The organism is Citrobacter sp. T1.2D-1 (assembly GCF_950098555.1).
Taxonomy (GTDB): Bacteria; Pseudomonadota; Gammaproteobacteria; order Enterobacterales; family Enterobacteriaceae; genus Citrobacter_A; species Citrobacter_A telavivensis.
In genome coordinates, this window is record NZ_CATNHH010000019.1 from 25,175 (window position 1) to 33,204 (window position 8,030).

The following is an 8,030-nucleotide window of genomic DNA, read 5'->3' on the forward strand; positions in this document are numbered from 1 at the left end:
TTTCTGGCATTTCCGTCGCACTCGATGCTTAGCAAGCGATAAACACATTGTAAGGATAACTTATGAACAAGACTCAACTGATTGATGTAATTGCAGACAAAGCAGAACTGTCCAAAACCCAGGCTAAAGCTGCTCTGGAATCCACTCTGGCTGCTATTACTGAGTCTCTGAAAGAAGGCGATGCTGTACAACTGGTTGGTTTCGGTACCTTCAAAGTGAACCACCGTGCTGAGCGCACTGGCCGCAACCCGCAGACCGGTAAAGAAATCAAAATCGCCGCAGCTAACGTACCGGCGTTTGTTTCTGGTAAAGCACTGAAAGACGCAGTTAAGTAAGACCGCGTGGCTGTGAACAGTTTTAATGAAGGGGCGGTTTCGCCCCTTTCGTCTGTCTGGCGTCGCATGTTGACGTTAGCGGGCGTGCTGTTGCTGACGGCCTGTAGCCATAACAGCTCTCTTCCACCGTTTACCGCCAGTGGGTTTGCTGACAATCAGGGTGCGGTGCGTATCTGGCGTAAAGATGCCGCAGATGGCGTCCATTTGCTTTCCGTCTTTAGCCCGTGGCGTAATGGCAGTACCACAACCAGCGAGTACCGTTGGCAGGGTGATTCCCTTTCACTGATAGAACTCAATATTTATGGCGAACCGCCGGAACATATCCGCGTGCGTTTTGACGATCGCGGCGAGCTGAGCTTTATGCAGCGCGAAGTCGATGGCCGTAAACAGCAGTTGTCGAACGATCAAATCGAATTATACCGTTATCGTGCCGAGCAGATCCGCCAGACCAGCGATGCATTGCGTCAGGGGCGGGTGGTATTGCGTCAAGGACGCTGGCATGCCGCTGAACATGCGGTTACCACCTGCGAAGGCGAGACGATTAAACCCGATTTAGACGCCAGGGCGATGAGTCATATTGAGCGCCGCCAGCGCCGTTCATCTGTTGATGTCAGCGTGGCATGGCTGGAGGCACCCGAAGGGGCACAGCTTCTGCTGGTGGCGAATTCCGACTTCTGCCACTGGCAGCCAAAAGAAAAAACGTTTTGAATGCCTGATGGCGCTACGCTCATCAAGCCTACAGCGTGTCTGTCGTAGGCCGGATAAGGCAAATCCGCCATCCGGCCATCAGCGATTACCAGCGCCCCATTCCCATGTGACCGCCGCCACCGCATCCGCCGTAACCCATTCCCATACCGCCAGGGACTCCGGCCTGAGCCATTGCGACATCCCGTTTCACCCGCTGTTCATCCAGTGACTGTCTTAAGGATTCCATCTCTTTCGCCACCGCATTGATTTTGGCGGTATCCGGCGGATTCGTCGCTAACAGCGCGTTGTACTCATAGCGTTTGGACATCAGTTGCTGGCGCAGGGCGTTAGTCTGGTTGTAAAAATCATTGTGGATTTTTTGCGCGGCAGTCTGTTGCTCTGCGCTCAGTCCACTACCATTTTGTTGCCACATGCCGCCGCCGTTCCCCCAGTGATGCTGTGCCAGTGCGGGGCTGGAGCCCAGTACCATTAGAGAGAGGGCGATCAGCGCCAGGCCTGCTTTCGTGTTCCGTTTCATCATTGATCCTCCTGTGGGTGGTCTTATCTTCCGTATTGCATCTTCCGTGCCAGGCCGATTTTTCCCGTCCAGCGTGGGTTCTGGCGACGCGCGGGGGCGCAAGGCGGGTAAAAATGACTCGCTGGAAAGAGGCAGCGGGTCATTTTTACCCGGTGGTGTCGGCAGTTTGTGTACCAGGACCGGGATACGGACCGCGAAAAGTGGCATGATTTCTGCTGAAGCAAAGAAGGGATTGAGTCACTCAGAGCTGATGAGAATGATGCGAGAACATAAGGATACGGTAGCCCGATGGTTGAGCGGGGGGCTACCCGCCGTCATCCTGATTCTGGTTGGGCTATTTGCCGTGATGGTGATCCGCGATTACGGGCGCGAAAGTGACGCGGCGCGGCAGACGCTGCTGGAAAAGGGCAGTGTGCTAATCCGTGCGCTGGAGTCGGGGTCGCGCGTCGGGATGGGCATGCGGATGCATCATGCCCAGCAGCAAACGCTGCTCGAAGAGATGGCGGGGCAGCCTGGCGTACTGTGGTTTGCCGTGACGGATGCGCAGGGCAACGTGGTGATGCACAGCGATCCTGCCCAGGTCGGGAGAACGCTCTACTCGCCAGCAGAAATGCAAACATTACATCCGGGAGAAGAGGCGCGCTGGCGTCCGGTTAACGCGACGGACGCGCAGGGGGAAGCCATTCCGGCGCTGGAGATCTATCGTCAGTTCCAGCCGCTGTTTTTCGCGGGTCGGCACGGTATGCGAGGGATGTCGCGTGGTAATGGCGCAATGTCTGACGCTGCCCATCAATCTATTTTTATCGCCTTTGATGCCAGTGAGCTGGCAGTGACGCAGGCGCGTGAGTGGCGCAATACGCTGATTATGCTTTTCGCGCTGACCACCGTGCTACTGGCGACCCTCCTGACGTTTTTCTGGTACCGGCGCTACCTGCGTTCTCGCCAGCTTTTGTTGGATGAGATGAACCGCAAAGAGAAGCTGGTAGCGCTCGGGCATCTGGCGGCAGGCGTCGCGCATGAGATTCGTAATCCGTTGTCATCTATCAAAGGGCTGGCAAAGTACTTTGCCGAACGCGCGCCGGCTGGCGGTGAAGCGCATGAACTGGCGCAGGTGATGGCGAAAGAGGCCGACCGTTTAAACCGGGTGGTAAGCGAACTGCTGGAACTGGTGAAGCCCGCACATTTATCCTTGCAGTCGGTGGATCTCAATGCGGTGATCGCTCACTCTCTCCAGCTAGTTAGCCAGGACGCGCAGAATCGGGCGATCGATCTGCAATTTGTGCCTGACCCTGCGCTACCGCTTATTCAGGCCGACCCGGACAGGCTGACGCAGGTACTGCTGAATCTTTATCTGAATGCAATTCAAGCCATCGAGAGTCAGGGGACCATTCGCGTTGAGGCAAGCACAAGCGGAGCCGATCGCGTTAAAATCACCGTTGCCGACAGCGGGAAAGGGATTGCGGCGGAACAGCTGGCCGCCATTTTCACCCCTTATTTCACGACCAAAGCGGACGGTACGGGGCTGGGGCTGGCGGTGGTACAGAACATCATTGAACAGCATGGCGGGACGATTCAGGCCGACAGCCCGCCAGGTCAGGGCGCAACGTTCACCCTCTGGCTCCCGGTGACGTTAACACGTAAGGATTCACAAGGATGATTCGCGCAAAGATCGACATTCTGGTGGTGGATGATGACGTCAGCCACTGCACCATTTTACAGGCATTACTACGAGGATGGGGCTATGACGTCGCGCTGGCCTACAGTGGACGAGCCGCACTCGAGCTGGTGCGTGACCACGTCTTTGACCTCGTGCTGTGCGATGTACGCATGGCTGAGATGGACGGCATCGAGACGCTGAAAGAGATCAAAGCGCTGAACCCGGCCATTCCGGTTCTGATCATGACGGCATTCTCCAGCGTGGAGACGGCGGTAGAGGCGCTGAAGACCGGCGCGCTGGATTACTTAATCAAACCGCTGGATTTTGACCATCTACAAACGACGCTGGAAAATGCGCTGGCGCATACGCGAGAGCCCGCCAGCGAGCTGCCCTCCGTTTCCGCCTCGCAGTTTGGGATGGTTGGTAAAAGCCCGGCGATGCAGCAACTGCTGAGTGAGATTGCGATGGTCGCGCCTTCGGATGCGACAGTGCTGATTCATGGCGACTCCGGTACCGGGAAAGAGCTGGTGGCGCGCGCGCTGCATGCCAGCAGCGCGCGGAGCGACAAACCGCTGGTGACGCTGAACTGCGCGGCACTCAACGAATCGCTGCTGGAATCTGAACTGTTTGGCCATGAAAAAGGGGCATTTACCGGTGCCGACAAACGCCGGGAAGGGCGCTTTGTCGAAGCCAACGGCGGCACGTTGTTTCTTGATGAGATTGGCGATATCTCGCCGATGATGCAGGTGCGGTTGCTGCGGGCGATTCAGGAACGCGAAGTTCAGCGCGTGGGCAGCAACCAGACGCTCTCGGTTGATGTCCGTCTGATTGCCGCAACCCATCGCTGTCTGGAGGAAGAGGTGCAGGCCGGGCGCTTTCGTCAGGATCTCTACTACCGCCTGAACGTCGTGACGATTGAAACACCGGCGCTGCGTCAGCGGCAGGAAGATATCCCCCTGCTGGCTGACCACTTTCTCCAGCGGTTTGCTAAACGCAACCGTAAGGTCGTAAAAGGGTTTACCCCCCGGGCAATGGATCTGCTGATTCATTACGACTGGCCGGGGAATATTCGCGAACTGGAAAATGCCATTGAACGTTCGGTGGTCCTACTGACCGGAGAGTACATCTCTGAGCGCGAGTTGCCGCTGTCGATTGCGAGTCAGCCGCTGCCGTTCGTAGCGGATCGGGCCATTCAGCCGCTGGTGGAAGTCGAAAAAGAGGTGATTCTGGCGGCGCTGGAGAAAACGGGCGGCAATAAAACGGAAGCCGCCCGTCAGTTAGGGATTACGCGAAAAACGCTACTGGCGAAGCTCTTGCGTTAGTGCTGTTCACGCTCGATGGCGCGCCAGCCGATATCTTTACGGCAGAAACAGTCGTCCCAGTGGATATCGGTCATTAAGGCATAGGCGCGTTTCTGCGCGTCGGCCACGGTGTCACCCAGCGCGGTAACGCACAGTACACGACCTCCGCTGGTGACAACCTGCTCGTCATCGGCAAGTTTGGTCCCTGCGTGGAACACTTTACCGTCTGCCACGTCTTCCAACGGCAGACCGTGGATCACGTCACCGGTGCGGTAATCGCCAGGATAACCGCCTGCCGCCATCACGACGCCGAGCGAGGCGCGTTCATCCCACTCTGATTTTTGCTCATCCAGTTTGCCTTCGCAGGCGGCCAGGCAGAGCTCAACCAGATCGGACTTCATGCGCAGCATGATGGGCTGCGTTTCCGGGTCCCCAAAGCGGCAGTTGAATTCAATCACCTTCGGATTGCCCTGTTTGTCGATCATCAGACCGGCATACAGGAAACCGGTATAGGTGTTGCCTTCTGCCGCCATGCCTTTCACGGTAGGCCAGATGATGCGTTCCATCGTGCGCTGGTGGACGATATCCGTGACCACCGGAGCTGGGGAGTAAGCGCCCATTCCGCCGGTGTTCAGGCCGGTATCGCCATCGCCGACGCGTTTATGATCCTGACTGGTCGCCATCGGCAAGACGTGTTCGCCGTCGACCATCACGATAAAGCTGGCTTCTTCGCCATCAAGAAACTCTTCAATCACGATGCGATGACCCGCATCGCCAAACGCGTTGCCTGCCAGCATGTCATGTACGGCGGCCTCGGCCTCTTCCAGCGTCATCGCGACAATCACGCCTTTACCGGCTGCCAGACCGTCAGCCTTAATGACGATCGGCGCGCCTTTCTCACGCAGATACGCCAGTGCAGGCTCAATTTCGGTGAAGTTCTGGTATTCGGCCGTCGGGATCTGGTGGCGTGCAAGGAAATCCTTGGTGAACGCTTTGGAGCCTTCCAACTGAGCGGCACCTGCGGTTGGACCGAAGATGTTCAGGCCTGCTGCACGGAAAGTATCGACCACGCCTTTCACCAGCGGCGCTTCCGGGCCGACGATCGTCAGGTCGATCTTTTCACTCTGGGCAAAGCTCAGCAGCGCTGGAATATCGGTCGCGCTGATGGCGACGTTTTGCAGCGTCGGTTCCAGCGCGGTGCCGGCGTTACCCGGCGCAACAAATACGGTTGCCACTTTCGGTGACTGAGCGGCTTTCCATGCCAGAGCGTGCTCGCGCCCGCCATTGCCGATAACTAATACTTTCATATCTCGCTCCATTAATGGCGGAAGTGGCGCATGTCGGTGAAGATCATTGCAATGCCGTGTTCGTCAGCGGCGGCAATGACTTCATCATCACGGATGGAACCGCCCGGCTGGATAACGCAGCTCACGCCAACGGCGGCGGCGGCATCAATACCATCGCGGAACGGGAAGAAAGCGTCGGATGCCATGGCGGAGCCTTTCACTTCCAGACCTTCATCAGCGGCTTTGATCCCGGCAATTTTGGCCGAGTAGACGCGGCTCATCTGGCCTGCGCCAATGCCGATGGTCATGTTCTCTTTGGCGTAAACAATGGCGTTGGATTTAACGAACTTCGCGACTTTCCAGCAGAACAGCGCGTCACGCAGTTCCTGTTCAGTCGGCTGGCGCTTCGTCACCACGCGCAGTTCACCGGCGGTGACCATACCCAGATCGCGGTCCTGAACCAGCAGACCGCCGTTAACACGTTTGAAATCCAGGCCCGGCACGCGTTCAGCCCACTGGCCGCAGGTCAGGACGCGAACGTTCTGCTTGGCGGCGGTGATTTTCAGCGCATCTTCGGTGGCGGACGGGGCGATAATCACCTCGACAAACTGACGGGAGATGATGGCCTGCGCGGTTTCAGCATCCAGCTCGCGGTTAAAGGCGATGATGCCGCCAAAGGCAGAGGTCGGGTCCGTTTTATACGCGCGATCGTAAGCATCCAGAATTGAGGTGCTGACCGCGACGCCGCAGGGGTTGGCGTGTTTGACGATCACGCAGGCCGGCTCGCTAAACTCTTTTACACACTCCAGCGCCGCGTCGGTATCAGCGATGTTGTTATAGGAAAGCGCTTTGCCCTGAACCTGCTGAGCGGTCGCGACGGAGGCTTCTTTCACATTCTCTTCTATATAGAAGGCAGCCTGCTGGTGGCTGTTTTCGCCGTAGCGCATGTCCTGCTTCTTAATAAAGTTCAGATTCAGCGTACGCGGGAAGCGACCTGCGGCTTCTTTGCTTTCACCGTGATAGGCCGGAACCATGCTGCCAAAGTAGTTGGCAATCATGCTGTCGTAGGCGGCGGTGTGTTCGAAGGCTTTAATCGCGAGGTCGAAACGGGTGTCGAGAGTCAGAGAACCGTCGTTGGCATCCATCTCGTTAATAATGGCGTCGTAGTCGCTGCTCTTCACAACGATAGCGACATCTTTATGGTTCTTCGCGGCGGAGCGCACCATCGTCGGTCCGCCGATATCGATGTTCTCTACCGCATCTTCCAGTGAGCAGCCTTCGCGGGCAACGGTCTGGGCGAACGGATAAAGGTTAACAACCACCATATCGATGGGGGCGATGCCGTGCTGTTCCATAATCCCGTCATCCTTGCCGCGACGACCGAGAATGCCGCCGTGCACTTTAGGATGCAGGGTCTTCACGCGTCCATCCATCATTTCCGGGAAACCGGTGTAATCGGAAACTTCGGTCACCGGCAGACCTTTCTCTGCTAACAGACGGGCAGTGCCCCCTGTCGACAGCAGCTCCACACCACGTGCGGAAAGTGCCTGGGCGAATTCGACGATACCGGCTTTGTCAGAAACACTGAGCAGAGCGCGGCGGACTGGACGACGTTGTTGCATGGTAAATCCCCTGGATTTGACGATTACAGAGAGCGTTAGCTGAATTTTTCGTGAAAAACTTAGCTAACGCCCCTTACGGGGCATCCTTGTTTTGCGGTGGCATTGTAACGAAAACGTTTGCGCAACGCTCGCGAATTTTTCTTTTTCGATTCTGGCGCTCATTTTCTCTCTATAACGATCCCATACGACAGAGAAGATCCGGCAAATGATCCTTATAATTGTGGATAAGTCTGTGTGTAAAAGGGTATAAGGCGGGGTTTTGCTGGGGAATGCAGCAGTCAGTCATTTTTCTGACATTTTTCTATTGCGGATGCTCGGGAACTCCCTATAATGCGCCTCCATCGACACGGCGGATGTGAATCACTTCACAGAAAAACGCCAGTGAGATTGAAGAGAAAAATCCTGAAAAAAGATTGACTCTGAAAGAGGAAAGCGTAGTATACGCCACCTCGCGACAGAGCGCTAAAGCGCGTCGCAACTGCTCTTTAACAATTTATCAGACAATCTGTGTGGGCACTCAAAGTGACATGGATTCTTAACGTCCTCGGACGATAAATGAATACCAAGTCTCAAAGAGTGAACACGTAATTCATTACGAAGTTTA

Annotated in this window: 7 protein-coding genes; 4 read left to right on the top strand and 3 right to left on the bottom strand. The window is 56.3% G+C overall.

The features are described from left to right. The first annotated feature begins 62 nt into the window (after positions 1-62). Complete coding sequence (hupA, locus tag QQZ17_RS15425) at positions 63-335, top strand: nucleoid-associated protein HU-alpha (protein ID WP_001044509.1); 273 nt, start codon at positions 63-65, stop codon at positions 333-335. A gap of 12 nt (positions 336-347) precedes the next feature. Continuing rightward, complete coding sequence (locus tag QQZ17_RS15430) at positions 348-1,043, top strand: DUF1481 domain-containing protein (protein WP_152406233.1); 696 nt, start codon at positions 348-350, stop codon at positions 1,041-1,043. Between the two features lie 85 nt (positions 1,044-1,128). Here QQZ17_RS15430 and zraP read toward each other — a convergent pair whose 3' ends face one another. Further along, the gene (gene zraP / locus QQZ17_RS15435; protein WP_152406234.1) at positions 1,129-1,560 is read right to left on the bottom strand and encodes a zinc resistance sensor/chaperone ZraP; all 432 of its coding nucleotides are present in this window, start codon (positions 1,558-1,560) and stop codon (positions 1,129-1,131) included. A gap of 250 nt (positions 1,561-1,810) precedes the next feature. Here zraP and zraS point away from each other — a divergent pair, with 250 nt between their 5' ends. Then, positions 1,811-3,217 (top strand): two-component system sensor histidine kinase ZraS, encoded by a 1,407-nt coding sequence (zraS, locus tag QQZ17_RS15440; RefSeq protein ID WP_152406235.1) that lies wholly within the window; start codon positions 1,811-1,813, stop codon positions 3,215-3,217. Then, positions 3,214-4,539: a sigma-54-dependent response regulator transcription factor ZraR gene (gene zraR, locus QQZ17_RS15445; RefSeq protein WP_152401341.1), complete on the top strand. Its 1,326-nt coding sequence runs from the start codon at positions 3,214-3,216 to the stop codon at positions 4,537-4,539. Before zraS ends, zraR begins: the two co-directional genes overlap by 4 nt. On the opposite strand, the gene purD is transcribed toward zraR, so the two are convergent. Then, entirely contained in the window at positions 4,536-5,825 is a 1,290-nt protein-coding gene (gene purD / locus QQZ17_RS15450) for a phosphoribosylamine--glycine ligase (protein ID WP_152401343.1), read from the bottom strand. The genes zraR and purD overlap by 4 nt on opposite strands. An 11-nt stretch (positions 5,826-5,836) precedes the next feature. After that, positions 5,837-7,426, bottom strand: coding sequence for a bifunctional phosphoribosylaminoimidazolecarboxamide formyltransferase/IMP cyclohydrolase (purH, locus tag QQZ17_RS15455; RefSeq protein WP_152401345.1), 1,590 nt, complete (start codon positions 7,424-7,426; stop codon positions 5,837-5,839). Positions 7,427-8,030 lie beyond the last annotated feature (604 nt).

Coding starts and splice junctions, on each gene's coding strand:
- zraP (WP_152406234.1), bottom strand. CDS start 1,560: ATGAAACGGAACACGAAAGCAGGCCTGGCGCTGATCGCCCTCTCTCTA.
- zraR (WP_152401341.1), top strand. CDS start 3,214: ATGATTCGCGCAAAGATCGACATTCTGGTGGTGGATGATGACGTCAGC.
- zraS (WP_152406235.1), top strand. CDS start 1,811: ATGAGAATGATGCGAGAACATAAGGATACGGTAGCCCGATGGTTGAGC.
- hupA (WP_001044509.1), top strand. CDS start 63: ATGAACAAGACTCAACTGATTGATGTAATTGCAGACAAAGCAGAACTG.
- purH (WP_152401345.1), bottom strand. CDS start 7,426: ATGCAACAACGTCGTCCAGTCCGCCGCGCTCTGCTCAGTGTTTCTGAC.
- purD (WP_152401343.1), bottom strand. CDS start 5,825: ATGAAAGTATTAGTTATCGGCAATGGCGGGCGCGAGCACGCTCTGGCA.